Here is a 23,757-nt window from a genome sequence, read left to right on the forward strand (position 1 = left end):
TTCTCTGAGAAAAAATTTTCAACTTAAAAAGGCAAAATTGAAATGCTACGATTAAGTATTGCAGCAAATACACAAAAATAGCTTTGGTACAATCGTTTCGATTTTTAAAACGTAAATTGTACTGAAGAATGATCGCCAATAAAACGGTTACACCCTATACTTTAGTCAGGAGGTGAGGAGAAAGTGAATTACAAGATGAGCTATCTCCTATCCAACAATTTTAATTGTTACGTAACATTAAAAGAAGCGGCACAACAAACCGGTCTATCTGCCAGTGAGCTCGCGACTCAATTAGCAGAATTGAATTTGACCGTTGAGACAATCGCTGACACTGAAGAACAACGGGTGTTCATTGCACCGATAACGACTGAGCAATGGACACGGAAGCTCGTAAATGAAACACAAGATTTCTTTGTATATTCCGAGGAGCAGCGGCAAGCATTGATTTACTTGCTGAGCTATTCCGCTTTTGAGGAGTTGTCACTGTTTCATTTTCAGGATTTTTTGGAAATCTCAAAAGGAACTGCGATCGCAGACGTTAAAAAGCTTCGAAAGTATCTGGCTTCACAAAAAATCGAGCTGGTTTATTCTAGAAAGAATGGGTTTTTCCTGACGGGAGATGAGCTTGAGATTCGCCGGGTCGCTCAAAATTTTGTTGCACTATTGGTACAAGATACGATCGGGAAATTTGGTTTGTTTTATTGGTTGAACCAATTTGATCTAACATTGTACGCACAGATTCGCGATGTCATTCAAGAACAAACCGGTGCTTTGGGCTTGACCATCGTGCCGAGTCGCATTGACGAAGTCAGTTTATTGCTGGGACTGTCCTACAAGAGAATTGAACAACAGCGCTTAACCGATTTAACTGAGTTAAAAGTTTTGCGGTCATTGACGGCTTATCAAGCCAGCGAGAATTTCTTTCAAATATTTTTTAATGGAAGTAATCCGTACGAGCTGGGCTATATGACAGTTGTATTAATGACGATCGTTCAAGGCGAGATTCGCGATTTGCAATTGGATTTTTTATTGAATTGTTCGGCTGAAATAATTCATCGGATGGAAAATTATTCCGCCATCCAATTCTCGAATTTTCGTGAATTGCTGATGAATTTGTTTTATCATCTTGTTCCTGCTTATTTTCGCATTCGCTTTGGGTTTTATTTACCCAATGTTTTGATCGAAAATATTCAAATGGATTATCCAGAAATTTTTGATTTTACGAAGCAGGCGCTCTTTCCGTTAGAACAAGTTGTGGAACAAAAAATTCCTATTGAGGAAGTCGGCTTCTTTTCAATTCTATTTGGCGGAGCGATCACGAACCAGAAAGCTGAAGCGGCAGAAAAAGAAGTGCGGGCTTTGATCGTTTGTCCAAGTGGAATCAGTTCTTCGTTGATTCTGCAGACGGAATTGAAAAAAATGTTTTCGACGATTCGTTTTCAAGAAGCCGGTTCGGTGGATCAATTGCAGAGCGTTTCTGAAGAAAACTACGATGTGGTCTTCTCGACGATTCCATTAGACAGTAAAAAGCGTGTTTACTTGGTCAAACCATTGATGTCGCAATTAGAAAAAAATCAATTGATCAATCAAGTTCAGGAGGAATTGCTTGTTCCCGGTTTTTCTATGCCTAGTGCAGATGAAATTCTCAAAGCACTGAAACCCTACATTGAATTGAAAAATGGAGTGACCAAGGAAAAACTGTACAAAGTATTAAATAAAAAAATGAACCGATTAATTGAGCAGAAGGAGGACAATCGTCCAATGCTAACAGAACTTATTACCCCCGAAATGATCCAAATCAGTGATGAAGTCGCTGATTGGGAAAATGCCATTCGTTTAGCGGCACAACCATTGGTAGACAGCCAAAAAATCGAGTCTCGCTATTCAGAGGCAATGATCGAAAAAGTGAAACAATATGGTCCGTTTATCCATATTGGCAAGGGGATTGCTTTGCCTCACGCTCGCCCAGAAGACGGTGTAAAGGCGTTGGGAATGTCCCTGCTGAAAGTAGAAAAACCTGTTTTGCTGCTGGGGGACGAAAAGCATGCCATTCAACTATTCGTTTGTTTAGCAGCTGTTGATAATGAAGCTCATTTACGCGCATTGTCCAGTTTAACGAAACTATTATCCAATCGTGAAAATCTGGAGGCGCTATTAGCAGCAACGACTAAAGAAGAAATCACAACTATTTTAACTAGAGGAGAGAATAACTAATGAAATTTGCAGCAGTATGCGGATCCGGTTTGGGATCAAGCTTTATGGTAGAGATGAATATCAATAGTGTTTTACAAGAACTAGGAGTCAGCGATGTAGAAGTTGCTCATTATGATATGGGCAGTGCAACACCAGATCTTGCAGATGTCTTTTTTGTTGGCACCGATCTGGCAGACAGCGCACAGCATTTAGGCGAAGTCGTCATTTTAGACAGCATCATTGATATGGACGAATTAAAAACAAAGGTTCAAGCAGTTTGTGAAGAAAAAGGCTTGCTCTAATTAAACGGGAGGTCAGTATATAGCTGGGTGAATGGATTAGGCTCCTTGCTATAAAAGGCTGAACCTCCTTAACAAAATGTTATACGTGGTGAGAATAATATATTTTTTTTGAAAAATGATTACTTTAAAACGAAACGGGAGGAATACAAATGAATGGGATTTTAGATATATTAATCGATATTGCGAGTACACCTGCACTGTTGGTTGCATTGATTGCTATTTTAGGGAATCTTTTACAAAAGAAAGACACAGCATCAATTGTTAAAGGCGGAATCAAAACTTTTGTCGGCTTCTTAGTTGTCACTGCCGGAGCGGGTGTTGTGGAAGGCTCATTGGCACCTTTTGGCGAAATGTTCCAAGCAGCTTTCAATATGCAAGGAGTCGTTCCTAATAATGAAGCGATCGTTGCACTAGCCTTAACAAAATATGGCACTTATACAGCACTTATCATGTTGGTCGGCATGGCCTTTAACATTTTGATCGCTCGCTTCACACGCTTCAAATATATCTATTTAACAGGTCATGCGACATTGTATATGTCTTGTATGATCGGTGTAATCTTGAGCGTAACAAAAATGGGAACAGTGCCGTTAGTTCTGTTCGGCGGATTAGCTCTAGGGATTGCCAACACAATTTTTCCAGCAATTGCTCAGCCATTTACGCGGCAAATTACGAAAAATGACACCGTTGCTTTGGGGCATACAGGAAACTTCGGTTATGCCTTAAGCGGCTTGATCGGAAAATATGTCGGCAACAAAGAAAAATCAACCGAAGATATCAATTTCCCGAAAGGATTATCGTTCTTACGTGATTCAACAGTCAGCATTACTATTACAATGGCAATTGTTTATGTGATCGTCGCATTATTTGCGGGCAATACTTACGTTTCGACTAATTTAAGCGATGGAACAAACTACATTATTTACTCATTACAACAAGCCGGTTCGTTTGCGGCTGGAGTTTTTGTTATCTTAGCTGGTGTTCGTTTGATCTTGGCGGAAATCGTCCCAGCCTTCAAAGGGATTTCAGAAAAATTAGTACCAAATTCAATTCCTGCATTGGATTGTCCGATCGTTTTCCCTTACGCGCCAAATGCAGTATTAATTGGTTTCTTGACTAGCTTTGTCGGCGGGATTGTAAGCCTGGCAATCATGGTTCTTACTGGAACGACAGTGATCATTCCAGGGGTTGTTCCTCATTTCTTCTGCGGTGCGACTGCCGGAGTATACGGAAATGCAACAGGCGGGTTGCGCGGCGCTGTCATCGGCTCTTTTGTTCATGGCGTAATTATCAGCTTTATGCCGATTCTATTGATGCCAGTAATGGGTGATCTAGGATTCCAAGGCTCAACATTCTCTGATACGGACTATGGTGTTGTAGGAATCTTCTTAGGAAACTTAGCCAATGCCGGCGGTCAGATCGCAGTCATTTCAGGAATCGTTGCTGTGTTAGCCGTACTGATTGGTTTGACTATCATAGGTAAAAATAAAAAATCAAAAGCTGTCTCAGAATAAGAGGGGTTAAAGTGAATGGATAAGAAAATGGTAACAGAGCTAGAAGGACTAGCAGCAAAGATTCGGATCAATAGTATTGAAGCGATTCGAAAAGTTGGGGCCGGACATATCGGCGGGTCGCTTTCTATTGCCGATTTATTGGCGGTGCTTTACGGAAAACAAATGGTTTATGATCCAAAGAATCCGCAATGGGAAAAACGGGATCGGTTAGTACTTTCGAAAGGTCACGCAGGGCCGGCTTGGTATAGTACCTTAGCAGCGGTTGGCTTCTTTCCGGAAGAATGGCTGTGGACTTTGAACGAAGGCGGGACAAACTTGCCGTCACATCCAGATCGGATAAAAACGCCGGGTGTTGATGCTACCACAGGTTCTTTAGGACAAGGAACGTCACTGGCAGCTGGTATCGCCACTGGCTTAAAAATGCAGGGCAGTGAGAGCTATGTTTATCTGATTGTTGGCGATGGCGAATTAAATGAAGGTCAATGCTGGGAAGCCTTTCAGTACATTGCCCACTTTAAACTAAATCGTTGTATCGTGATTATTGACGAAAATAAAAAGCAATTAGATGGAACGACACAAGATATTTTAAATCCTTTTGACATTGCAGAAAAAATGCGGGCTTTTGGATTTTCGACTCAAAAAGTCAAAGGTGATGATCTCATCGCGATTGATCAAGCGATCGAAGACTGTAAAAAAGTCGAAGACCAAGCAGTTTGTATTGTTTTAGATACCATTAAAGGACAGGGTGTAAAATTCTTTGAAGAAATGGATGCTAATCACTCAGTAAAATTTGATAGTAAAGCAGTTCAAGAGGCAACAGACAAGGCCCTGGAAGAATTAAGAAAGGGGTGCGTCTAACATGTTTACTTTGGCAGATAATCATGAAATTGGAAAAGAGTTACGGACAACAGTTGTTGATGCATTAAAAGAAGCGATGGCGATTGATGAGAAAATCGTTGCACTGGATGCTGATCTTGGCGGTGCCAGCAAGTGGACAGATCTTGCAAAAGACGTACCCGATCGTTTTATTAACGTGGGGATTGCGGAAGCAAATATGGTAGGAGTGGCAGCCGGTCTTAGTTTGACTGGTTACACCCCATTCATTCACACCTTTGGACCATTCGCCACGCGTCGTGTATTGGATCAAATCTATCTTTCCGGAGCATACGCGGATAATACGATCAATATCTATGGTTCCGATCCCGGCTTTGCTGCGGGGCATAACGGCGGAACACATACTACATGGGAAGATATTGCTTTACTGCGTTCAATTCCGAAAGTAGTGATCTGTGATGCGGCTGATGAGGTGCAGATGGACTGGATCATAAAAGAGTTCGCGAAATTAAAAGGCGTCCACTATGTTCGAGGAAATCGAAAAGGAGTAAAAAATGTTTATGCTCCTGGCTCAACTTTTTCGATCGGTAAGGGAAATCTTTTGCGGGAGGGTCAAGATTACTTGATCGTTGCTGCTGGACAGCTCGTATCCGAAGCATTAGAAGTGGCTGAAATGCTGGAAGAAAAAGGAATTTCAACTGATGTGATCGACATGTTTACCATTAAGCCTTTAGACAAGGAACTATTACTTGAGCGCTTTGGCGGAAAAAAAGCCGTGATAACGATCGAAAACCATTCGATTACCGGGGGATTAGGCAGTGCTGTTGCTGAAGTTTTAGCTGAAAACGGCCTGGCGATACCATTGACACGGATCGGCGTCGACGAACGCTTCGGTCAGGTAGGTACCCCAAGCTTCTTGCAAGAAGAATTCGGTTTAACAGCTGAAAAAATTTTAGAGCAAGTAAAAGATTTATAAAAAGAATTCCCTCAGTTTTTTAAGCTGGGGGAACTCTTTTTATTTTAGCCAGCATTTATACTATACTGGTTCTTGAGGTGACAGAAATGGAAATCACAGTCGATCAAGCAGTAAAAATGATTCAGCAAAGTAAAAAAAATACTTTTCTAACAGGAGCGGGTGTCTCCACTCCTTCGGGGGTGCCGGATTATCGCTCATTGCAGGGTGTCTATCATGGACTTGAAGCACCGGAATATTTACTGAGCAGCGAGTGTTTGATTCGTGAGCCTGAGAAATTTTATCAATTTGTCAAACACTTGTATCATGAGGAGGCACGTCCCAATATTATTCATCAGGCAATGGCGGAGATGGAAAACACGAAGGATATCTGGGTGATCTCGCAAAATATTGATGGTCTGCACGAGACAGCCGGGAGTCGGCACTTGGTGAATTTTCATGGTTCCCTTTACGATTGTTATTGCCGCAAGTGTCAGCAGGCAGTAGTGTGGACAGATTATTTACAAAGTGACACTCATAAAGATTGCGGCGGACAAATTCGGCCGAATATTGTTTTGTATGGTGAAGGCTTTGAAGATGCCGTTATCCATCAAGCAATCACGGCAGTCGGCAATGCAGAGCTTGTTGTGATTGTCGGAACGAGCTTCCAAGTTCATCCATTTTGTGATTTAATTTATGAAAAACGCAGAGATGCAAAAGTATTGGTGATTAACCAAACACCGATCCCATTAGCGGGCGAGTATAATTTTGTCCAAGCTAACGGTACTGCCGTTTTTGAAAAAGTGTAGAATAGTTATTTGATAGCTTCACGAATTGCGAGGAGCTAATCATTTTCTGCACAGAATGATATTTAAAAAGCAAAACAATCCATTTATTACAACTATAGGAGGAAAATGTGTGGAGTTGACTGAAAAGGAAAAAATGATTGCGGGTAAATTATATTTTGCAGGAGATGCTGAGTTGGTAGCAGACCGAAGAGATGCGCGGATAAAATTACAGGCTATCAATCAAGAAACAGATAAGAAAAAACGCGAAGAGTTTGTAAAGGAAGCCTTTGGCGGAACTAAAAACCGGGTGTATGTAGAACCGACAATCTCGTTTGATTACGGCTACAATATTTTTGTAGGCGAGAATTTCTACTGTAATTTCCACAATATATTTTTAGATATTTGTCCCATCACCATTGGAGACAACTGTTTATTTGGCCCGAATGTACAATTATATACGGCGAGTCATCCGTTAGAACCAGGAAAACGCAATAGCGGACAAGAGCTTGGCAAACCGATTACCATTGGCAACAATGTCTGGATCGGCGGATCGGCAGTCGTGGTCCCTGGGGTAACGTTGGGGGATAACGTTGTTGTGGCAGCTGGGGCAGTCGTGACAAAATCATTTCCCGACAATGTTGTAGTCGGCGGAAATCCAGCTCGGATCATTAAGACAATCGAAGAAGAAAATGAAAAAGATCAGCTAACTCAAGCGAGAGAAAAGATCGATCAAATCGATCAAGAGCTCGTTGCGCTATTAGAAAAAAGAATGACGGCAGTTAGTGAAGTGACTGCGTATAAAGCGAAAACGAAGAAGGCTGTTTTGGATACTGGCCGCGAAGAAAAGGTGTTGCAGGGTGTCGCGGATTTGGTGAAGGATGAAAATTATCGTGAGACGATTGTCGAAACCTTCAAAGATATTATGAAGCAGTCACGAAATTATCAAGAAGGGCGGTTGAAATAGCATGCTCGATGGCGATAGACGCAAAGCCGAGATTTTAGAGGCACTGCAGCAGGCGGAAAAGCCCATCAGTGCAACCAGCTTTGCTAAAGAATTTGGCGTGAGCCGCCAGATCGTGGTCGGTGATGTTGCTTTATTACGAGCAGCAGGCGAAAATATCATTGCAACCGCGCGGGGATATTTGTTAGAACGCGAATCAGAAAAGTTGATCAGCAAGATTGCCGTGCAGCATGCACCTGATCAGACCGAAGAAGAATTACGCACGATCATCGAACATGGCGGTGAAGTGATAGATGTAGTGGTGGAGCATCCGTTATACGGAGAGTTGGTCGGCGGACTGCACCTAACGACACAACAAGATGTTGATACGTTCATTAAAGAAGCAAATGGCTCGCAAGTGACGCTTTTGTCTGAGCTGACGGCAGGCATCCATCTCCACACGATCGCCTATGAAACACTGGACGACCTAGCAGAAATCAAACACGCGCTTTCAGAAAAAGGCATTTTATATGAAGAAAAACACCATTCGTAGCGAATGGTGTTTTTTTACTCGATGACTAACACGCCGTCTTTTAGCTGTAATGGGTTCTTTTCATCGATGTGGTCATAAAACATGATGCCGTTAATATGGTCGATCTCATGTTGTACAACGATTGCGTTATAATTTTTCAAGCGAATCTTATGTTTTTCACCTTCCGCATCAAAGTAAGAAACGGTGATACGTGCGGCGCGAACGACATAACCAGGGACTTCGCGATCGACTGATAGACAGCCTTCGCCTTCACCTAGACAAGCCTCCTGCACCGAGTGGCTCAATATTTTTGGATTATACATTACGGTACTGATACCATTTTCTGGTTTCTCTGGATCAACACTTGGAACGTGAACCGCGATAATCCGTTTTGAGATATCTAATTGGGGAGCCGCTAAGCCGACACCGCCTCGTAGATTTAATTCTTCTGCCTTCACCGGATCTTGGCTGTTTTTAAGAAACTGCAACATTTCTTTTCCAAGCTCCAGATCTTCAGCAGTTGGAGGAATCGGGACTTCTTTAGCAACAGCCCGCAAGGTAGGGTGGCCTTCCCGAATAATATCATCCATTGTGATCATTAAAAAGTCTCCTCTCAGACATGATTTCATCACGTTAGTTTAACACAAAAAGTAAGTAAGGTAAAAAAACTGTTTTTATTAAAGCAGTTCTTTAAAAAAATTGTAATGATTCTAAAAGCAACGCTTAAATTGCTATACAGCTTGATTTTTTAGTGTAAATAAAGTAAAGTGTTAGAGTGTGCAAAGCGCACCACCTATCACTTGGTTGGGCGATTCACCAACGCTTTACTCAGTCATAGGGAGAAAAAAAGGAAGAGGTGAAAACCATGGCATTATCAAAAGAACGTAAAAACGAAATCATCAATGAATTTGCTCGCCATGAAGGAGATACTGGTTCTCCAGAAGTACAAATCGCTGTATTAACGGAAGAAATCAATCAACTAAATGAGCATGCACGTGTCCACAAAAAAGACCACCATTCATACCGCGGTCTAATGAAAAAAGTTGGTCATCGTCGTAACTTGCTAGCTTACTTACGTAAAAACGAAGTACAACGTTACCGTGAATTAATCCAACGTCTAGGACTACGTCGTTAATTCGTACTACTACTGAAAGTGAGGTTCCTAGGAATCTCACTTTTTTTGAAGTTAGGCTTTTCGCAGTAGTGTAAGTTTGAGGGCTATTAATAGTCTTTTATAAGTTGTATTGAACAGGCAGTTTAGCCTAATGTTATGCGTATGAAAATCAGTTCACTTAAAATGAGCTAGCTGCTAAATTTTAGTATAAACGTAGAAAGATTCGTCTCTTATTATGTTTTGTTTGTAAAGGGGACTAAATTAATCTAACACTGATAACTATCAGAAAAAAATAAAAGACCTTTGATTGGCGTGTTGTCACTCTACTAACCAAATGCAAGAAGCGAAAGATTTCGCTGTTTCCATTTGTTTAGTAGCGTCGCACTGGTCAAAGGGAAAAGGAGAAATTATGTCAGAAAAACAAGTTTTTAAAACCACTTGGGGCGGACGCCCTCTGCAAGTTGAAATCGGTCAGCTTGCGAAACAAGCGAATGGCGCAGTTTTAGTTCGCTATGGTGACACTGTTGTATTAAGTGCCGCAGTTGCCTCAAAAGAAGCAAAGGATACCGACTTTTTCCCATTAACGATCAACTATGAAGAAAAAATGTACGCGGTAGGTAAAATTCCTGGCGGCTTTATCAAACGTGAAGGTCGTCCAAGTACGGATGCTACGTTAACGGCTCGTTTGATCGACCGTCCAATCCGTCCAATGTTCGCAGATGGCTTCCGTAATGAAGTTCAAGTAACGAACGTTGTAATGAGTGTTGAACAAGATTGCTCGCCATCAATGGCAGCGATGTTTGGTTCTTCATTGGCATTAGCTATTTCAGATATCCCATTTGATGGACCAATCGCGGGTGTTGATGTGGGTCGTGTGAATGGTGAATATGTGTTGAATCCTACTGCGGAACAACATACAGAATCAGATATCGACTTGACGGTTGCTGGTACAAAACAAGCAATCAACATGGTTGAATCTGGTGCAAAAGAAGTTTCTGAAGAAGATATGCTGGGCGCATTATTATTCGGGTTTGACGCAATCAAAGAAATGGTTGCATTCCAATCTGAAATCGTTGCAGCAGTCGGCAAAGAAAAAATGGAAATCAAATTATTACAAGTTGATCCTGAGTTGAAGAAAGAAATCTTCGACGGTTACTATCAAACAATGAAAACAGCCGTGATGACGATGGACAAATTGGCGCGTGAAGACGAAATCGAAAAAGTGAAAGAAACAGTCAAAGAAGTCTACGCTGAAAAATTCGCGAATGTCGAAACAGAAGACCTAGTTCAAATCACGAAAGAAGTAAAACAAATCGCTGAAGATCTTGAAAAAGATGTAGTTCGCGAATTGATTACAATCGATAAAATTCGTCCTGACGGCCGTAAACTAGATGAAATCCGTAAATTAGATGCTGAAACGAGCGTTTTACCACGAGTTCACGGATCAGGTCTGTTTACTCGGGGACAAACACAAGCATTATCTGCTTGTACTTTAGCTCCTTTAGGTGAGCATCAAATCATTGATGGTTTAGGATCAGTTGAAAGCAAGCGATTCATCCATCATTATAACTTCCCGCAATTCTCTGTTGGTTCAACGGGCCGTGCCGGATCACCTGGCCGCCGCGAAATCGGACATGGAGCATTAGGGGAACGTGCCTTAGCGCAAATTATTCCAAGTGAAGAGGATTTCCCTTACACAATTCGTTTAGTAGCGGAAGTATTGGAATCAAATGGTTCTTCTTCACAAGCAAGTATCTGTGCAGGTACATTAGCATTGATGGACGCAGGGGTTCCAATCAAGGCGCCAGTTGCTGGGATCGCGATGGGATTGGTATCTGATGGTGAAAATTATACGATCTTAACAGATATCCAAGGACTTGAAGATCACCTAGGCGATATGGACTTTAAAGTTGCCGGAACTAAAGATGGTATCACTGCCTTGCAAATGGATATCAAGATTCAAGGAATCACAGAACAAATCCTTTCTGAAGCGTTGACCCAAGCGAAAAAAGCGCGGATGGAAATCTTAGAAGTATTGACGGATACAATTGCTGAACCACGTGAAGAGTTAAGCCCATACGCACCGAAGATTGAAATGATCCAAATCGATCCAGATAAGATCAAGACAGTTATTGGTAAAGGCGGCGACACAATCAATGGAATTATTGATGAAACTGGCGTGAAAATTGATATCGATCAAGAAGGTAATGTCAGCATTGCTTCTTCAGATGCAGAAATGATCAAGAAAGCAATCAAGATCATTGAAGAATTAACGAAGGAAGTTAAAGTCGGCGAAGTTTACTTAGGTAAAGTTGTTCGTGTCGAAAAATTCGGCGCTTTTGTGAACTTGATCAAAGGTAAAGACGCGTTGGTACACATTTCTCAACTTGCAAATGAACGCGTGAATAAAGTTGAAGATGTCGTGAAATTAGGCGACGAAGTGTTAGTCAAAGTAACAGAGATCGATCGTCAAGGTCGTGTGAACGCTTCTCGTAAAGCTATGTTGAAAGAAGAAGAAAGCAAAAAAGAAGAAAAATAAATTCTATTTTGAGGTTATTCTTTGACAAATCTCTTTGAAAACTGGATAATACGGATAAGTTTTAGGGGAGTAGCGACATAGAGCAAGCTCTATGCTTTTAGATCAACATCAAGTGCTCAAGCACTGGTCTATAAGATAATTTGCAAGACCTAAACAATAGTGAGAGCTGTTGTTTAGGTCTTTTTTTGTCAGTTCTGCTTCCTGCTTGCAGGTTAGCAGAATGATATGCGCAGCAAATTTACAACTTACTCGATAGAGAGAAACCAAACCAATACCGATTCAGCGTTGGGCTGTAACAGGAGAGTGCAAAATGGAAAAAAAGAAAGATCATACTAAAAAACTTTCGGCAGCTGGATTGCTGATTGCGATGGGAGTTGTTTACGGCGATATTGGAACAAGCCCATTGTATGTAATGAAAGCTATTTTAGAAGAAAATGGCGGATTGAGTACGGTCACGCAGGACTTTGTCCTTGGAGCAGTCTCGCTGGTTTTTTGGACCGTCATGCTTTTAACCACGGTCAAATACGTGCTGATTGCTTTAAAGGCAGATAACCATGGTGAGGGAGGGATTTTCTCTTTATACACCTTAGTGCGAAAAGGCGGAAAGTATCTAATCGTGCCGGCTATGATTGGCGGTGCGGCATTATTAGCCGATGGCGTGCTGACCCCGGCCGTGACAGTGACGACGGCGATCGAAGGACTAAGAGGAATTCCGGACTTTTATCAAATATTCGGTAATAATCAAAATGTTATCGTGATCATAACCTTAGTGATTCTGCTATTTTTATTTTTGATCCAACGCTTTGGTACGGATTTTGTCGGGAAAGCTTTTGGACCTATCATGTTTCTTTGGTTCACTTTTTTAGGTTTGATGGGTTTATTGAATATTCCTTATGACTTTAGTGTGATTAAAGCGTTGAATCCTTATTATGCGATTCATTTGCTGTTCAGTCCTGAAAATAAAATGGGAATCTTTATTTTGGGAAGTATTTTCTTAGCGACAACTGGGGCGGAAGCTTTGTACTCTGATATGGGCCATGTGGGCAAGAAAAATATCCATATCAGCTGGCCGTATGTCCTGCTTTGTTTGATGTTGAATTACGCCGGCCAAGCCGCGTGGATTTTGCATGTGAAGGGCAATGCTGCGATTGAAGGAATCGAAAATTTGAATCCTTTCTTCCAAATATTGCCGGATGGCTGGATGATTTTCGGGGTCGTCTTTGCGACAATCGCTGCAGTCATTGCGTCTCAGGCCTTGATTTCCGGATCGTTTACGTTGGTTTCTGAGGCGATCAAATTAAAATTATTACCGAGAATGCGGATTATCTATCCGGGTAAAAGCATTGGGCAAATGTATATTCCGGCTATCAATCTGATTTTATGGGCGGCCTGTTCATTGATCGTTTTGACGTTCCGCACGTCTAGTCATATGGAGGCTGCGTATGGTCTGTCGATTACCGTTACAATGCTGATGACGACTTTCTTGTTGTATCATTATTTACTTCAAAAAGGAACGTCCCGCTTTTTAGCGATATTGATGCTAGTCTTTTTCGGAACGCTAGAAGGCTTCTTCTTTATTTCTAGTGTAACCAAGTTTTTCCACGGCGGGTTCGTTGCGGTGGCGATGGCCCTCTTGATATTAAGTGTGATGTATATCTGGTATCGCAGCAATCGAGTGCAGGAAAATACGAGTCAAGATGTAAACTTTAAAGACTATCTTCCGCAATTACAAGAATTGCATGATGACGATCGGATTCCGTATTATCAGACGAATGTGGTTTTTCTGGTTCCGCGTTTAGATGGGGATCAGATTCCGCAGCAATTCATTTATTCGATTTTGGATAAACGGTTAAAGCGCGCCAAAGTTTATTGGTTCGTGAATGTCGAGGTAACGGATGAACCCTACACCGAAGAATATAGTATCGATATGATGGGGACCGACTTTATTGTGAAGGTCAAACTGTATTTGGGCTTTCGTATCTCACAAGACGTCAACGTTTATCTACGCCAGATCATCCATGATCTGATGAAGCAGGGACGACTACCGAAACAACCGCAACATTATTCATTGACACCGGGACGCCAGGTCGGAGATTTTCGTTTTGTGATGATTCAAGAGGTGTTGTCGAACATGACGAAGCTGGATAAATGGGATCGTCAAGTCATGCAGGCACGTCTGGCTATCAAGCACCATACGGTTACTCCAGAACGTTGGTTTGGAATTGAATATAGTGAAGTTACTTATGAGACAGTACCGCTGATCGTAGGTGAAACAAGAAAAACGTGGCTTAAGGAACGAAAAATATAATTATAGCTAGACGTTTTCAGCTTCTTCACTCAAAAAGTTTATACAGATTAAGAACTTTTGGCTTAAATAAGCGCCAAAAGTTCTTTTCTTTTTATTTGAAATAAGTTAAATTAAGATTAAAAAAGAGTGAAGGTGCTGTCTCTTATACACATCTAGATGTGTATAAGAGACAGGTGTTAACAGCTCGAAACTGTTAATCTAGTAACGTTAAATCTTTTTTAAGTGGAGGATAAGGGATGAAAAAATGGAAAATTTTGGTTAGTTTGTCTTTAGGGTTAGTGCTGGTAACCGGATGTGGAAATAATAACACTGAAGAGGCAGGTAGTGAAAGTACCGCCAGTTCAAGTATAAAAAAAGTTAAAGATTCATCTACGAAAGAAAGTACTGAAGAAAGTGAAGTAGAAAAATCAACAGATTCAGCGGATTGGTCAATGATAGAAAAAGACCTAAAGGAGCAGACTGAAGCGGAACGTGTCAGTGAGCTTTATCAAAGTACGCAATCGCTCGTATCGGAAAAGGATGCTGTGAAAGTAACGATCGAAGGCTATCGCTATTATCAAATTGAGAACTTCTCACGCAATATGAAAATTCCTTTTGGCGATCAACGAGAAAAAGGCGGGGTTGTCATCGTGGATGCTTTGATTGAAAATGGCAGCGATCAAAAAGTATATGCGGGTACAGGTTTTTCGATGAGTGTGACTGGTTTTGATGCCAGTATCATGCGTAAGAAACAACTATTGACGGAGGATTTAGACAGTAAATTGTATGAAGCTGATCACGAGATAGCACCTAAATCCCAAGTTCGAGGCTATATCGCGCTATCATTAAAACCAGAGGCGATGGACAAGCTAGCTGAACATGGCGAAGCGATGATCGAGATTCCTGGCATTTATAGCAAGAAAGATAGTTACTCTTCAGCGGATGCATTATTAGAGAAGAAGGAAGAGTCGATTCCATTCACTGTTGATGGAGAGAAAAAAGTTGAGGCAGCGGGTGAGTTTTATCCAGATAAGGTGACCGCTGAAAACATGGGAACCAAGACTCTGTTGACATCTAAGAAACTGAATGAGACGAAGGATTTTGAAGGGATCAAAGTCACATTAGGCGGTTATCAATTTACTGAATTTGTACCAAATGAAGATGAAGCTCCCCGTTTTAAAAACTTTGAAAAGGGTATTGTCTTGTTGACGGCGGAAGTGACCGTAGATAACCAAGGGCAAGAAACGTTAAAATTCGCTAACACATCAGGTGGTTTGACGATTGATAATTCGGTCAAAACGCTGACACAGAATGGTCTGGAAGTACGGCCTAAGAAGGAAGAGTTAGCTGTTGGCGAAAAAGCGACTAAGTATCTGGTCTTTACTTTAGACAAGGAATCATACGAAAAACTTTATCATGAACAAGAATTCAAATTGGACGTTAAACTTTACGACGAGAAATTTGCTCAAATGACAGATCTGGATGATATTACCTTTGAATTCAAGAATTAACAATAAAGGACAGAGCCTATCGCGTTCTGTTCTTTTTTTGTTTTGCGATTATGAGTGAAATTAGTTTAAATAAATACTTTTAAGTGAGATAGCTGGCGAAATTCTGTATAATGAATCTGATAAGTTTAAGGGAGTTTAGCGATGCGTTTAGATAAAGTGATCGAACAAAATCTGCAAACAACGCGGAAAGAAATGAAGCGTTTATTTCTTATGAAAAAAGTTTTGATCGATGGTATGGTCGAGCTTAATCCACAGCGAAATGTTGACAACCGCCTGCATGAAATTCAAGTTGATGGGCAGAAGCTGCGGACCAGCCACGTATACTACTTGCTAAATAAACCGGCAGGTGTTGTAACGGCAAAAAAGGATGAAAAGTTTCAAACAGCTACTCAATTGGTGGCAGAAGCAGAACGTCCTGCTGATTTATATCCAGTCGGCCGCTTGGATCGAGACACAACAGGATTATTACTTTTGACGGATAATGGGCAATTAGGGTATGATCTTTTGCAGCCAGGGGCAAAGGTTACGAAGACCTATCACGTAATTGTCAACGAAGCAGTTACAATAGAAGATGTGGCTGCTTTTAAAGCAGGTATCGTTTTTCATGGCGGGGTCCATTGCCAGCCAGCTCAATTGAACATCCTTAGTTCTAAGTTTGGTCATTCAGAAGTTCTATTGACGATCAAAGAAGGGAAGTTTCATCAAGTCAAAAAAATGTTTTTGGCTTGTGGAAAAAAGGTGATAAAACTGACGCGTCTTTCAATGGGACCATTAGCTTTACCCGATGACTTAGCGGAAGGAAACTATCGACCGCTGACACTTACTGAACTGCAACAATTAAAAATATACTTTAGATAGAAGGTTTGAAAATGGGATACGAAACAATTTTATTTGATATTGATGATACCTTGCTGGATTTTAAGGCGGCAGAAGAGCAAGCTTTAAGTTGGCTGTTTCAAGATATGGGAGTAGAACCTTCCTTATCAGTCAAAAATAATTATAAAAAAATGAATCAAGGATTCTGGCGCGATCATGAAGCAGGGGTGCTTTCACGACAAGAGTTGTTGGATAATCGCTTTCGTTTGTTTTTCGAGCAATACGAACGAGATGTTGATGGACCAGAGACAGAGGCTCGCTATCGTCATTACTTGAATCAGGGGCATCAATTAATCTCAAACAGCCTAGAGGTTGTTGAAAATCTAAGCCGGAAAAAGGATCTTTACGTCGTCACCAACGGCGTTTCGGCAACTCAGCATCAACGTCTTAAAAAATCAGGCTTGGCTCCTTATTTCAAAAAATTCTTTATTTCTGAAGAGATGGGTGTACACAAACCAATGAAAGAATTCTTCGACATTGTTTTCGCTGAAATTCCTCGTTTGGATAAAGAAAAGACGGTGATTATCGGTGATTCTTTGACTTCGGACATCAAAGGTGGACAAGTTGCTGGAATTGATACGATTTGGATGAATCCGCAAGAAAAAGAAGCGAACGAAATTGAACCGACATTCCAGATTAAAAAATTAACCGACCTCTATCAGATTTTAGAAGAATTTTAAGTTTTTGATAGTATTTTGGCGATGTTTCGCTATAATAGGACTAATGAAAAACGAAAGAGGTTTTATTTACATGAAAAACAAGCCGATCATTATTGGTGTAACGGGCGGTTCTGGAAGTGGAAAAACGAGTGTCAGCCGCGCGATCTACAATCGGTTTCCCGATCATTCGATTATGATGTTGGAACACGATTCTTATTATAAGGACCAAAGCGGTATCAGTTTTGAAGAACGACTATCAACAAATTACGATCATCCGTTTGCGTTTGACACAGATTTATTGATCGAGCATTTAAAGGAATTAACGAAATATCAGTCGGTCGAAGTGCCGATTTACGATTACGTAAAACATACACGCAGCGAAGAAGTCTATGTGCAAGAACCAAAAGAAGTCATTATCTTAGAAGGTATCTTGATTTTAGAAGATGAACGCTTGCGTGATTTGATGGATATAAAAATCTATGTAGATACTGACGACGATATTCGAATTATTCGTCGCATCAAGCGTGACATGAATGAACGCGGTCGAACATTAGAATCAGTCATCGACCAATATTTGACTGTAGTGAAACCAATGTACCATCAGTTCATCGAACCAACGAAACGTTACGCCGATATTATCGTGCCTGAAGGCGGCGAAAATCATGTAGCCATCGACTTGATTGCAACAAAAGTGGCAAGTTTTTTGAACCATGACTAAAAAGAACCCGACAGATTTTTCTGTCGGGTTCTTTTTGAGGTTTATCGCTATGCGGCCGAGAAGACTCGAACTTCCACGGTATTGCTACCACTAGCGCCTGAAGCTAGCGCGTCTGCCAATTCCGCCACGACCGCAAAGAAATTACTTATTTATTTTAGCACAAAAATTTTATTGTGCCAGTGATAAAGTTGCTGAGTTTCAAATAAAAAAATCCCAACTCAATAATGAGTCGGGAAAAATTTTTATAAGTAGTATTTTTTAGCAACTGTTAAGTCATCGTTCAAGTCATAAACAAGTGGTTGACCTGTTGGGATTTCTAAGTCCATGATATCTTCGTCAGAAATACCTTCGATGTGTTTAGCTAATGCACGTAGTGAGTTGCCATGGGCAGCTACTAAAACAGTTTTGCCATCTTTCAAAGCAGGAGCGATTTCGTCTTGCCAGAAAGGTAACGCGCGTTCCAAAGTAACTTTTAGGTTTTCGCCACCAGGGATATCGCGAGGGTCTAACATTGCGTAACGACGATCTTGAGCTGCTGAACCTTCGTCAGTTGCTTCCATCAATGGAGGTAATACATCGTAAGAACGGCGCCAGATGTGAACTTGTTCGTCACCGTATTTTTCAGCGGTTTCTTTTTTGTTCAATCCTTGTAATTTACCGTAGTGACGTTCGTTTAAGCGCCAAGATTTAACAGTTGGTACCCAAAGTTGGTCAGAGTATTCTAAGATATAGTCGCAAGTTTTGATCGCACGAGTTAAAACTGATGTGTAAGCAACATCAAATTCAATTCCTGCTTCTTTGATTTTACGGCCGCCTTCTTTTGCTTCTTCGACACCTTCTGGAGCCAAATCAACGTCTGCCCAGCCTGTGAATTGGTTCAATTTGTTCCATTCACTTAAGCCGTGACGAGAAAAAACTAATTTTGGCATAACATTCTCTCCTTTTTGAAATTTCTGAAATTTTCAATTCCTGAATCATTGTACAATGTTTCTGCCGTGATTTCCATTAAATTGGGTGTGTTTTTTATCAAATCACGAGCTTTAAAGGGATTTTTATAAAATTATTTTGCAGGAACCTCCAAAATTTTTGGACCTTCAGGAGTGCCGACGATCACGCGTGAAATCATGTCAATGAACAATCCGTGCTCAACAACACCGACACAAGCATCCAATTCTGCAGCTAATGCATGAGGGGCTTCAATAACATCTAAATGCAAATCAATGATGTAATGCCCGCCATCTGTTGTTAGAAGTTCATTGGCATCATTCATTCGCCATGCTGGATTGTAACCTTTTGATTCAAATAAACGAAAGACGTTGTGGCTGCCGAATGGCACGACTTCAACTGGTAAAGGGAATTTGCCTAATTTGTTAACCATTTTGCTTTCGTCAACGATCCAAATGCAATCTTTTGAATAAGTCGCTACTACTTTTTCGAAAAGCAGAGCAGCACCGCCGCCTTTGATACCTTGGAAGTCATCGCTGATTTCATCTGCACCGTCAATCGTAAGATCTACAGACTCTACATCGTCAATCGCTTTTAAAGGAATACCTAATTCTTTTGCCTGCTCTTCTGTTTTAGAGGAGGTCACGACACCTGTGATCTTCAAACCCTCTTCATTTACTCGGCGACCTAATTCTTTCACTAGATAATAAGCTGTTGATCCAGTACCTAATCCGACGATCATTCCATCTTTGACAAATTTTGCCGCTTCGATCCCAACTAACTCTTTCAAATTCATTGAAAAATCCCACCTTCTACTAAGTTACGTCCATTGTAATCGCAAAAAAAGAAAAAAGGAAGTTTTTTAAGTAAAAAAGACCAAAAAAAGTGAAGGCGTTTTATTTACTATTCTTTAAATGAATAGAAATAAACACATCTAGATGTGTATAAGAGACAGTACCTATACTATAATAAGGACGAAGATTTTTTTTATTTTTCCTTACTAGATGTTCGCTGCATCTGGTGAGGATTTTTTTGTTTACCCGATTTGGTTGTTCTGAAAGGGATTTATAAACCATTCTTAGTATCTTGTGAGCACATACGATTATCTCTTTTTTTCAACTAGAGGTGCGAGCATAAAACTCTGGAAATATTATGTTACTTAAGCGTCCCGTATTTCCGCCGTATTGATAAAGTATGGTTTTTAGGTACTTATTTCCAGCTGAGATATGTACAGATTTTCGGACACCGCCACTTTTATAACTTGCTGGGCAAAGTCCTGCCCATGAGGTCAGTTGTTTGGCATTAGCGAATTGTTCCAAGTTGGGGTTAATTTTAGCCGAGATAATTTCTAACGCTCTTTTTTCACTTCTGGAATTGTTTGTAAGGTTTCCGTTAGAATTTTTTCAACTTTTCTTTCCGTTAACTACTCACCAAGTAAACGTAACTAGAAAGTACGTGTTCCAAAGGTACGAATCTCCTTTTTCGTTCTTAAAGGATCTAAAGAGCCAGAGAGACCACAAGCAACGGCTATTTTGGCATGGATATCTAATCCAGCACAAACTTTCAGTTTTACTTCTAGTGTGTTTGTTTCCATGGAATCTCCTCCTAAAAATATGTGGCAGATTCATTTCTTGGAAGTCATCATAATTTTTAATTCATGCGCGAAGTGACATTTGGTTTAACAAAAAGAAGGAAATCATTTAGGGATTCGGGTGGACGCCGTTAAAAGAGCCCCGAGGACCTGTCACCTTATATCGTTATATGTTTAAAACGAGAGTGATTGTTTCCGAAGGCGGTTTAATGGAGGTGTACCTCCATTTTAGTTTTTTTGTCCTAACTATTTAATATAGAAGTGATTTAAGCTAAGTGGAATATAAACTAAAAATTTTGAAATATTGTAAAAACAATCGGCAACAATCTATATCTGAGAAGTTCCTGATAATTACCAAGGAAGAACATGCTTTTTCTATATTAATAGAAGGAAACGTATCGAAAGTTTTTGAGTTTTCAGAAAGAAAAAGGGAAAACCAAAAAAAGCTTAGAAAAACCTTGCAATCATTGACCCTGTGTAATATAATCATAAAGGTGCTGTTTGCAGAAGTGTAAATGTCACTGGGGGGTTCATGAATGAATCCGCCGGCTTTGAAACGAGAGGTTGCGACACGCCCGGACGCTTTGCCACGAACGAGCGTGACGGAGATTTTCGTGGAGCTATGTCTACTTTTAAAATAGGCGAAGGAGGGAACAAGATGGCAAAACAAAAAATTCGTATCCGTTTAAAAGCGTATGAACATGGTATTTTAGATCAATCAGCGGATAAAATCGTGGAAACTGCAAAAAGAACTGGAGCTAGCGTGTCTGGTCCAATTCCATTACCAACTGAACGCAGTCTTTACACTGTAATCCGTGCGACTCATAAATACAAAGATTCACGCGAACAATTCGAAATGCGTACTCACAAACGTCTGATTGACATTGTGAACCCAACACCGAAGACAGTTGATGCTTTAATGAAGCTTGACTTACCATCAGGTGTGAATATCGAAATCAAACTATAATTAAAGAAGATGGAGGTGTAATCATGACCAAAGGAATCTTAGGGAAAAAAGTGGGAATGACTCAAATCTTCACTGAATCTGGTGAACTTATTCCAGTAACTGTTATCGAAGCTACTCCAAACGTTGTGTTACAAGTTAAAACAATGGAAAACGATGGCTACGAAGCAGTTCAATTAGGTTACCAAGATATGCGTGAAGTTTTGTCTAACAAACCTGCGAAAGGTCATGTTGCAAAAGCAAACACGGCTCCTAAGCGCTTCATTAGAGAATTCAAAGATGTTGAGCTAGGAGACTATGAAGTAGGTAAAGAAGTGAAAGTTGATACTTTCCAAGCTGGAGACATCATTGATGTTACCGGAACGACTAAAGGTAAAGGATTCCAAGGCGTTATCAAACGTTACGGACAAAGCCGCGGCCCAATGGCTCACGGTTCTCGCTATCACCGTCGTCCTGGATCTATGGGTCCTGTTGCACCAAACCGTGTATTTAAAAATAAACGTTTAGCTGGCCGTATGGGTGGCAACCGCGTGACAATTCAAAATCTTGAAATTGTTCGTGTTGACGCTGACCGCAACGTTATCTTAGTAAAAGGAAATGTTCCTGGAGCTAAAAAATCTTTAATCACTATCAAATCAGCTGTGAAAGCTAAATAATTAGTTAGAGGAAGGAGGAACTAAGGAATGCCAACTGTAGCATTATTCAAACAAGATGGAACTCAAAACGGAGACATCACTTTAAATGAAGAAATCTTCGGAATCGAACCAAATGAAAGTGTTGTTTACGATGCAATCGTTATGCAACGCGCTTCATTGAGACAAGGAACACACGCTGTGAAAAATCGTAGCGCAGTTCGTGGCGGTGGTCGCAAGCCATGGCGTCAAAAAGGAACTGGTCGTGCTCGTCAAGGTTCTATCCGTTCACCACAATGGCGTGGAGGTGGCGTTGTATTTGGACCAACACCACGTTCATACAGCTACAAACTTCCTAAAAAAGTTCGTCGCTTAGCAATTAAATCTGTTTTATCAGAAAAAGTTGCTGAAAATAACTTAGTTGCTGTTGACGCTTTAAGCTTTGACGCACCTAAAACAAAAGAATTCAAACAAGTTTTAACTGGCTTGTCAATTGATTCTAAAGTATTGGTTGTTTTGGAAACAGAAAACGAAGTTGCAGGCCTTGCTGCTCGTAACTTAGCAAACGTAACTGTTACTACTTCAGACAACGTTACTGTATTAGATGTAGTCGCTAATGACAAAATCTTAGCAACGCAAACTGCTCTTACTCAAATTGAGGAGGTGCTTGCATAATGAACTTACTAGACGTAATTAAACGCCCAGTGATCACTGAAAAATCTATGTTAGACATGGATGAAAAGAAATATACTTTCGAAGTTGACACTCGCGCAAACAAAACTTTAGTGAAACAAGCGGTTGAAGCTGCTTTTGACGTTAAAGTAAAAAACGTAAACATTATGAATGCTAAACCAAAAGCAAAACGTATGGGTAAATACCAAGGCTTCACAAAAAAACGTCGCAAAGCTGTTGTGACTTTAACTGAAGATTCAAAAGAAATCCAACTTTTCGACGCTGAATAAGCGTTAGAAAATCACTAGTAAATTAGGAGGGAAACTAGACGTGGCGATTAAAAAGTACAAACCTACCTCAAATGGTCGTCGTAATATGACAAGTTCTGATTTCGCTGAAATCACTACTTCAACGCCTGAAAAGACGTTATTACAACCATTGAAAAACAACGCCGGTCGTAACAACAACGGTCGCATCACTGTACGTCATCAAGGTGGCGGACATAAACGTCAATACCGTGTTATCGATTTTAAACGTAACAAAGATAACGTGGTTGCTACAGTTCAAACGATCGAATACGATCCAAACCGCTCAGCAAACATTGCATTAGTTCATTATACAGACGGAGTGAAAGCTTACATTTTAGCCCCTAAAGGCTTAGAAGTTGGCATGACAATCGTTTCTGGAACAGATGCAGATATCAAAATCGGAAATGCTTTACCACTAGAAAATATTCCAGTCGGTACTGTAATCCACAACATTGAAATGAAACCTGGCAAAGGCGGACAATTGATCCGTTCAGCTGGTACAAGTGCTCAAGTACTTGGTAAAGAAGGAAAATATGTATTAGTACGTTTAAACTCTGGCGAAGTTCGTATGATCTTAGCTACTTGCCGTGCAACAATTGGTTCTGTTGGTAACGAACAACACGAATTGATCAACATCGGTAAAGCTGGTCGTTCTCGTTGGATGCGTAAACGCCCAACTGTACGTGGTAGCGTAATGAACCCTAACGATCACCCACACGGTGGTGGTGAAGGTAAAGCTCCAGTCGGACGTAAAGCTCCAGTATCTCCTTGGGGACAACCTGCATTGGGTTACAAAACTCGTAATAAGAAAGCTGCATCAGACAAGCTTATCGTACGTCGTCGTAAGACTAAATAGAACCATTGACTATGTGTCGCATATTTTGAG

General features: G+C 40.7%; 25 protein-coding genes and 1 tRNA gene. 20 read left to right on the forward strand and 6 right to left on the reverse strand.

Features of this window, described 5'->3' with window-relative positions:
- The first annotated feature begins 183 nt into the window (after positions 1–183).
- From A5875_RS14010 to A5875_RS14045, 8 genes are all read left to right on the forward strand, one after another.
- Positions 184–2,214 (forward strand): BglG family transcription antiterminator, encoded by a 2,031-nt coding sequence (locus A5875_RS14010; protein ID WP_088934169.1) that lies wholly within the window; start codon positions 184–186, stop codon positions 2,212–2,214.
- The gene (locus A5875_RS14015; protein ID WP_088934170.1) at positions 2,214–2,495 is read left to right on the forward strand and encodes a PTS sugar transporter subunit IIB; all 282 of its coding nucleotides are present in this window, start codon (positions 2,214–2,216) and stop codon (positions 2,493–2,495) included. Before A5875_RS14010 ends, A5875_RS14015 begins: the two co-directional genes overlap by 1 nt.
- A gap of 149 nt (positions 2,496–2,644) precedes the next feature.
- On the forward strand, positions 2,645–4,009 hold the full coding sequence (locus tag A5875_RS14020) for a PTS ascorbate transporter subunit IIC (RefSeq protein ID WP_088934171.1): 1,365 nt from the start codon (positions 2,645–2,647) through the stop codon (positions 4,007–4,009).
- 15 nt (positions 4,010–4,024) lie between these two features.
- A complete protein-coding gene (locus A5875_RS14025; protein WP_088934172.1) occupies positions 4,025–4,867 on the forward strand; it encodes a transketolase in 843 nt (280 codons plus the stop codon).
- A 1-nt stretch (position 4,868) separates the two neighbouring features.
- The gene (locus tag A5875_RS14030) at positions 4,869–5,819 is read left to right on the forward strand and encodes a transketolase family protein (RefSeq protein WP_088934173.1); all 951 of its coding nucleotides are present in this window, start codon (positions 4,869–4,871) and stop codon (positions 5,817–5,819) included.
- 86 nt (positions 5,820–5,905) lie between these two features.
- Entirely contained in the window at positions 5,906–6,604 is a 699-nt protein-coding gene (locus A5875_RS14035) for an NAD-dependent protein deacylase (protein WP_088934174.1), read from the forward strand.
- A 109-nt stretch (positions 6,605–6,713) separates the two neighbouring features.
- Positions 6,714–7,547: a chorismate mutase gene (locus tag A5875_RS14040; protein ID WP_088934175.1), complete on the forward strand. Its 834-nt coding sequence runs from the start codon at positions 6,714–6,716 to the stop codon at positions 7,545–7,547.
- A gap of 1 nt (position 7,548) precedes the next feature.
- Positions 7,549–8,076, forward strand: a complete 528-nt coding sequence (locus A5875_RS14045; RefSeq protein WP_088934176.1) for a transcription repressor NadR — start codon at positions 7,549–7,551, stop codon at positions 8,074–8,076.
- A 14-nt stretch (positions 8,077–8,090) separates the two neighbouring features.
- Here the strand turns inward: A5875_RS14045 and def are convergent, their stop codons facing one another.
- Positions 8,091–8,654 carry a peptide deformylase gene (gene def, locus A5875_RS14050; RefSeq protein ID WP_088934177.1) on the reverse strand — a complete coding sequence of 188 codons (564 nt, stop codon included), beginning with the start codon at positions 8,652–8,654 and terminating at the stop codon, positions 8,091–8,093.
- A gap of 266 nt (positions 8,655–8,920) precedes the next feature.
- Here def and rpsO point away from each other — a divergent pair, with 266 nt between their 5' ends.
- From rpsO to udk, 7 genes are all read left to right on the forward strand, one after another.
- On the forward strand, positions 8,921–9,190 hold the full coding sequence (rpsO, locus tag A5875_RS14055) for a 30S ribosomal protein S15 (protein WP_088934178.1): 270 nt from the start codon (positions 8,921–8,923) through the stop codon (positions 9,188–9,190).
- A gap of 388 nt (positions 9,191–9,578) precedes the next feature.
- Complete coding sequence (pnp, locus tag A5875_RS14060) at positions 9,579–11,708, forward strand: polyribonucleotide nucleotidyltransferase (protein ID WP_088934179.1); 2,130 nt, start codon at positions 9,579–9,581, stop codon at positions 11,706–11,708.
- 310 nt (positions 11,709–12,018) lie between these two features.
- Positions 12,019–14,016: a KUP/HAK/KT family potassium transporter gene (locus A5875_RS14065; RefSeq protein WP_088934180.1), complete on the forward strand. Its 1,998-nt coding sequence runs from the start codon at positions 12,019–12,021 to the stop codon at positions 14,014–14,016.
- 236 nt (positions 14,017–14,252) lie between these two features.
- The gene (locus A5875_RS14070) at positions 14,253–15,506 is read left to right on the forward strand and encodes a DUF5068 domain-containing protein (RefSeq protein ID WP_088934181.1); all 1,254 of its coding nucleotides are present in this window, start codon (positions 14,253–14,255) and stop codon (positions 15,504–15,506) included.
- A 141-nt stretch (positions 15,507–15,647) separates the two neighbouring features.
- The gene (locus A5875_RS14075) at positions 15,648–16,364 is read left to right on the forward strand and encodes a 16S rRNA pseudouridine(516) synthase (RefSeq protein WP_088934182.1); all 717 of its coding nucleotides are present in this window, start codon (positions 15,648–15,650) and stop codon (positions 16,362–16,364) included.
- Positions 16,365–16,375: 11 nt separating this feature from the next.
- Positions 16,376–17,062, forward strand: a complete 687-nt coding sequence (locus A5875_RS14080; RefSeq protein WP_088934183.1) for a YjjG family noncanonical pyrimidine nucleotidase — start codon at positions 16,376–16,378, stop codon at positions 17,060–17,062.
- A gap of 70 nt (positions 17,063–17,132) precedes the next feature.
- Positions 17,133–17,759, forward strand: a complete 627-nt coding sequence (gene udk, locus A5875_RS14085) for a uridine kinase (protein ID WP_088934184.1) — start codon at positions 17,133–17,135, stop codon at positions 17,757–17,759.
- Positions 17,760–17,809: 50 nt separating this feature from the next.
- Here the strand turns inward: udk and A5875_RS14090 are convergent.
- The 5 genes from A5875_RS14090 to A5875_RS23710 all read right to left on the reverse strand — a co-directional run bounded on the left by A5875_RS14090 (position 17,810) and on the right by A5875_RS23710 (position 20,298).
- Positions 17,810–17,893, reverse strand: a tRNA-Leu gene (locus tag A5875_RS14090).
- A gap of 108 nt (positions 17,894–18,001) precedes the next feature.
- Positions 18,002–18,688 carry a 2,3-diphosphoglycerate-dependent phosphoglycerate mutase gene (gene gpmA / locus A5875_RS14095; protein ID WP_088934185.1) on the reverse strand — a complete coding sequence of 229 codons (687 nt, stop codon included), beginning with the start codon at positions 18,686–18,688 and terminating at the stop codon, positions 18,002–18,004.
- A 131-nt stretch (positions 18,689–18,819) separates the two neighbouring features.
- Positions 18,820–19,500, reverse strand: a complete 681-nt coding sequence (gene rpiA, locus A5875_RS14100; RefSeq protein WP_088934186.1) for a ribose-5-phosphate isomerase RpiA — start codon at positions 19,498–19,500, stop codon at positions 18,820–18,822.
- A 319-nt stretch (positions 19,501–19,819) separates the two neighbouring features.
- Complete coding sequence (locus tag A5875_RS24325) at positions 19,820–20,050, reverse strand: transposase (protein WP_088934187.1); 231 nt, start codon at positions 20,048–20,050, stop codon at positions 19,820–19,822.
- Positions 20,051–20,148: 98 nt separating this feature from the next.
- Positions 20,149–20,298, reverse strand: coding sequence for a hypothetical protein (locus A5875_RS23710; protein WP_176244683.1), 150 nt, complete (start codon positions 20,296–20,298; stop codon positions 20,149–20,151).
- A gap of 655 nt (positions 20,299–20,953) precedes the next feature.
- Between A5875_RS23710 and rpsJ the strand changes: the two genes are divergently transcribed.
- Genes rpsJ through rplB form a run of 5 tightly spaced genes read left to right on the forward strand, consistent with a single transcriptional unit; the run spans position 20,954 to position 23,727 of the window.
- Positions 20,954–21,262 (forward strand): 30S ribosomal protein S10, encoded by a 309-nt coding sequence (rpsJ, locus tag A5875_RS14115; protein ID WP_010756438.1) that lies wholly within the window; start codon positions 20,954–20,956, stop codon positions 21,260–21,262.
- Between the two features lie 23 nt (positions 21,263–21,285).
- Positions 21,286–21,915 carry a 50S ribosomal protein L3 gene (gene rplC, locus A5875_RS14120; protein WP_088934189.1) on the forward strand — a complete coding sequence of 210 codons (630 nt, stop codon included), beginning with the start codon at positions 21,286–21,288 and terminating at the stop codon, positions 21,913–21,915.
- Between the two features lie 27 nt (positions 21,916–21,942).
- Positions 21,943–22,566, forward strand: coding sequence for a 50S ribosomal protein L4 (rplD, locus tag A5875_RS14125; protein ID WP_088934190.1), 624 nt, complete (start codon positions 21,943–21,945; stop codon positions 22,564–22,566).
- Positions 22,566–22,853 (forward strand): 50S ribosomal protein L23, encoded by a 288-nt coding sequence (locus A5875_RS14130; protein ID WP_010747215.1) that lies wholly within the window; start codon positions 22,566–22,568, stop codon positions 22,851–22,853. The genes rplD and A5875_RS14130 overlap by 1 nt, the downstream gene beginning before the upstream one ends.
- A gap of 40 nt (positions 22,854–22,893) precedes the next feature.
- A complete protein-coding gene (rplB, locus tag A5875_RS14135) occupies positions 22,894–23,727 on the forward strand; it encodes a 50S ribosomal protein L2 (RefSeq protein ID WP_088934191.1) in 834 nt (277 codons plus the stop codon).
- Positions 23,728–23,757: the final 30 nt, after the last annotated feature.

This window comes from Enterococcus sp. 3H8_DIV0648 (assembly GCF_002140655.1).
Classification (GTDB): Bacteria; Bacillota; Bacilli; order Lactobacillales; family Enterococcaceae; genus Enterococcus_A; species Enterococcus_A hulanensis.

What these genes read in the sequence shown, in the direction of transcription:
- A5875_RS14015 (WP_088934170.1), top strand. Translation starts at nt 2,214, where the DNA reads ATGAAATTTGCAGCAGTATGCGGATCCGGTTTGGGATCAAGCTTTATG.
- A5875_RS14020 (WP_088934171.1), top strand. Translation starts at nt 2,645, where the DNA reads ATGAATGGGATTTTAGATATATTAATCGATATTGCGAGTACACCTGCA.
- A5875_RS14025 (WP_088934172.1), top strand. Translation starts at nt 4,025, where the DNA reads ATGGATAAGAAAATGGTAACAGAGCTAGAAGGACTAGCAGCAAAGATT.
- A5875_RS14030 (WP_088934173.1), top strand. Translation starts at nt 4,869, where the DNA reads ATGTTTACTTTGGCAGATAATCATGAAATTGGAAAAGAGTTACGGACA.
- A5875_RS14035 (WP_088934174.1), top strand. Translation starts at nt 5,906, where the DNA reads ATGGAAATCACAGTCGATCAAGCAGTAAAAATGATTCAGCAAAGTAAA.
- A5875_RS14045 (WP_088934176.1), top strand. Translation starts at nt 7,549, where the DNA reads ATGCTCGATGGCGATAGACGCAAAGCCGAGATTTTAGAGGCACTGCAG.
- def (WP_088934177.1), bottom strand. Translation starts at nt 8,654, where the DNA reads ATGATCACAATGGATGATATTATTCGGGAAGGCCACCCTACCTTGCGG.
- rpsO (WP_088934178.1), top strand. Translation starts at nt 8,921, where the DNA reads ATGGCATTATCAAAAGAACGTAAAAACGAAATCATCAATGAATTTGCT.
- pnp (WP_088934179.1), top strand. Translation starts at nt 9,579, where the DNA reads ATGTCAGAAAAACAAGTTTTTAAAACCACTTGGGGCGGACGCCCTCTG.
- A5875_RS14065 (WP_088934180.1), top strand. Translation starts at nt 12,019, where the DNA reads ATGGAAAAAAAGAAAGATCATACTAAAAAACTTTCGGCAGCTGGATTG.
- A5875_RS14070 (WP_088934181.1), top strand. Translation starts at nt 14,253, where the DNA reads ATGAAAAAATGGAAAATTTTGGTTAGTTTGTCTTTAGGGTTAGTGCTG.
- A5875_RS14075 (WP_088934182.1), top strand. Translation starts at nt 15,648, where the DNA reads ATGCGTTTAGATAAAGTGATCGAACAAAATCTGCAAACAACGCGGAAA.
- A5875_RS14080 (WP_088934183.1), top strand. Translation starts at nt 16,376, where the DNA reads ATGGGATACGAAACAATTTTATTTGATATTGATGATACCTTGCTGGAT.
- udk (WP_088934184.1), top strand. Translation starts at nt 17,133, where the DNA reads ATGAAAAACAAGCCGATCATTATTGGTGTAACGGGCGGTTCTGGAAGT.
- gpmA (WP_088934185.1), bottom strand. Translation starts at nt 18,688, where the DNA reads ATGCCAAAATTAGTTTTTTCTCGTCACGGCTTAAGTGAATGGAACAAA.
- rpiA (WP_088934186.1), bottom strand. Translation starts at nt 19,500, where the DNA reads ATGAATTTGAAAGAGTTAGTTGGGATCGAAGCGGCAAAATTTGTCAAA.
- A5875_RS23710 (WP_176244683.1), bottom strand. Translation starts at nt 20,298, where the DNA reads ATGGAAACAAACACACTAGAAGTAAAACTGAAAGTTTGTGCTGGATTA.
- rpsJ (WP_010756438.1), top strand. Translation starts at nt 20,954, where the DNA reads ATGGCAAAACAAAAAATTCGTATCCGTTTAAAAGCGTATGAACATGGT.
- rplC (WP_088934189.1), top strand. Translation starts at nt 21,286, where the DNA reads ATGACCAAAGGAATCTTAGGGAAAAAAGTGGGAATGACTCAAATCTTC.
- rplD (WP_088934190.1), top strand. Translation starts at nt 21,943, where the DNA reads ATGCCAACTGTAGCATTATTCAAACAAGATGGAACTCAAAACGGAGAC.
- A5875_RS14130 (WP_010747215.1), top strand. Translation starts at nt 22,566, where the DNA reads ATGAACTTACTAGACGTAATTAAACGCCCAGTGATCACTGAAAAATCT.